Source organism: Gammaproteobacteria bacterium, assembly GCA_028817255.1.
In the GTDB taxonomy this organism is placed as follows: domain Bacteria; phylum Pseudomonadota; class Gammaproteobacteria; order Porifericomitales; family Porifericomitaceae; genus Porifericomes; species Porifericomes azotivorans.
Map to the genome: position 1 here is coordinate 1 of JAPPQA010000157.1, position 2,370 is coordinate 2,370.

3 protein-coding genes are annotated in these 2,370 nt (G+C 69.0%); all 3 read right to left on the minus strand.

Annotated elements, in window-relative coordinates:
* Positions 1–204: 204 nt before the first annotated feature.
* The 3 genes from asd to OXU43_06650 are packed head-to-tail and all read right to left on the minus strand — an operon-like array spanning position 205 to position 2,356.
* Positions 205–1,128: an archaetidylserine decarboxylase gene (gene asd / locus OXU43_06640; GenBank protein ID MDD9824830.1), complete on the minus strand. Its 924-nt coding sequence runs from the start codon at positions 1,126–1,128 to the stop codon at positions 205–207.
* Positions 1,129–1,137: 9 nt separating this feature from the next.
* A complete protein-coding gene (locus tag OXU43_06645) occupies positions 1,138–1,746 on the minus strand; it encodes an SCO family protein (protein MDD9824831.1) in 609 nt (202 codons plus the stop codon).
* A 25-nt stretch (positions 1,747–1,771) separates the two neighbouring features.
* Complete coding sequence (locus OXU43_06650) at positions 1,772–2,356, minus strand: carbonic anhydrase (GenBank protein MDD9824832.1); 585 nt, start codon at positions 2,354–2,356, stop codon at positions 1,772–1,774.
* Positions 2,357–2,370: the final 14 nt, after the last annotated feature.

Consider the following 2,370-nt stretch of genomic DNA (forward strand, 5'->3'; position numbering starts at 1 on the left):
TGGCGGCTTGGCTGCTGCGACTCCCCCTCAAGGGGGGAGTGATGGGAAAAATGAGACGCAGGCTTGCCCCTGGCTTGTCTTTACTGCATTAACGGGGGCAGGAATCTACCCTCCATGGCGGGGTGGGAATCGTTTCCCCTCGATTGCGTAACGGCTTGCGGAGCGGGCGGGCGGTTTCGGCGCTGCGCCGGGCGCCGGCCGCCGCTATCCGTCGCTTGTCCGGGCCGCCGGCAACAGGCGGCCCAGGGCCTGTCCCATGCGTACCGGCGCGTCGCTACGGCAGGACCGCTCCCATATCACCTTGCCCGGCGGGAACAGCAGGATCGCCGTAGAGCCGAAGTGAAAGCGCCCCAGTTCCTGGCCGCGATCCCGCCACGCCTCCGCGGGCGGGGGGCGCCAGGGCTCGGGACTGCGCGGCGCCTGCGGCAACCTGCCCGTCCAGACGGTTTCCATGCCGCCCACGAAGAGCGCCCCCACCATGATCGCCGCCATTCGTCCCGCCGCCGTGTCGAACAGCAGGACCAGGCGCTCGTTGCGCGCGAACAGCCGCGGGATTGCCCGCATGGCAGGGCCGTTTACGGCGAACAGGCTCCCGGGCACGTGCAGCAGTCCCTCGAGTCGGCCCGCCACCGGCATATGCACCCGGTGGTAGTTGCGCGGCGCCAGGTAGAGGGTGGCGCAGCTGCCGCCGGTAAAGGATTGCGCCCACTCCGGCCGGCCGGCGAATAGTTCCGACAGGGGAAGGCGGTGTCCCTTCGCCTGCGGCAGTTGATCCTCGTCCATTCGCTCTATGCATTGACGCGCGACACCGTCCACCGGGGAGAGCACCGTGCGCTCGTCGCCGGCCAGGGGACGACAGCCGCTCTTGAGGGGGCGGACGAAAAACTCCGCGAAGCTGGCATAGGCCGCCGGGTCGGAGGGCTGGGATTCTTCCATGTTGACCCGGAAGGCGCGGATGAAGACCCGGATCAGCAGCGCCTTCCACGGGCGCCAGCGCCAGCGCGCCAGCAGGCCGCCGCAACGGGTCAATAGCCCTTGGGGCAGCAGATATTGAGGCAGGACGCACAGCCGGTCCCATATGGAGGCGGCCTGTTCCCCCGCGGGACTTGTTTGCCGTTCCTCCGGCATGCGCGCTCCTCAGCCGGGGCGGCGTTCCCGGTAGGAGCGGATGGCCTCCAGCCGCCCGCGCAGTTGCTCGGCGCGGTGCGGCGGCGGCAGTACGGCCAGCAGGCGGGCTCGCGGATCGATCAGGAACAGGGAGGAGGTATGGGCGGCGCCGCCTTGGATGCCGAATTGCCCGCTCAGGCGCCGCAGCTGGGCATCGTCGCCCGTCAGGCCCAGCAGGCGGGGATGCAGGTTTGCCAGGTAATTCGCCAGCCGTTGCGGGGAGTCGCGCCCGGGATCCACGGAAACGAATAAGGTTTGCAAGCGGCCCCCGTCCCCGTTGTCCTCCGTCATGCGGAGCAGGCGGCCCAGTTCCGCCGCCGTCGGCGGGCATATGTCCGGGCAGTGCGTGTAGCCGAAGAACGCCAGCGTCCAGCGCCCCCGCAGCCGCTCCAGGCCGAAACGGCCGCCGCTGGAGTCCTCCAACTCGAAGGGAGACAGCGGCTTGGGCGGGGACAGCAAGGTCTGCGCCAGCCGGGCATCCTGCGCCTGCCGGTCCAGGTAGGCCACGGCCCCCGTCCCGGCCGCGGCCAGCAGGACGGCGGCGGCAAGGAACCGCGGCAGGAAATGTCTTATGCGCACGCCGCCAGGCTCCCGCAAACCGCCGCTAGGCCCTGGCCTTGCCGGCCTTGTTCGCCTCGCCGACCTCGGCGAGGCGGCCCGTCTTGACGTCGTAGATGTAGCCGTAGATGGCGATCCCGGGGGGCACCAGCGGATGGTTTCTGATGCGGCTCACGTCTTCGACCACGCTCGCGGCGTTATCGGAGAAGCACAGCCAGTTAATGTATTGGCCTTCCGTGGAGCCGGGGCCGCCGCCCGGATCGTGCCAGCCGCTGTCGTCCGCCCGGGCCTGCTTCAGGCTGCTGGCCAGCAGCCCGCGCATGATCTCGTCGTTAAAGGTCTCCATGCCGCATTCCGTGTGGTGGATGACGAACCACTCCCGCGTACCCAGCAGCTTGTACGAAATGACCAGCGAGCGGATCGCGTCGTCGCTGGCCCGGCCCCCGGCATTGCGGATGATGTGCGCGTCGCCCTCGGTCAGGCCCGCGCACTTGGCCGGGTCCAGCCGCGCATCCATGCAGGTGAGGATGGCGATGCGCTTTCCTGGCGGTATTGGCAGCTTGCCCTTGTCGCCGAAATCGGCGGCGTAGGCATCGTTTGCCGCCAGCATGTCTGTCACTGCTTTGCTCATCGTGCTGTCTCCGT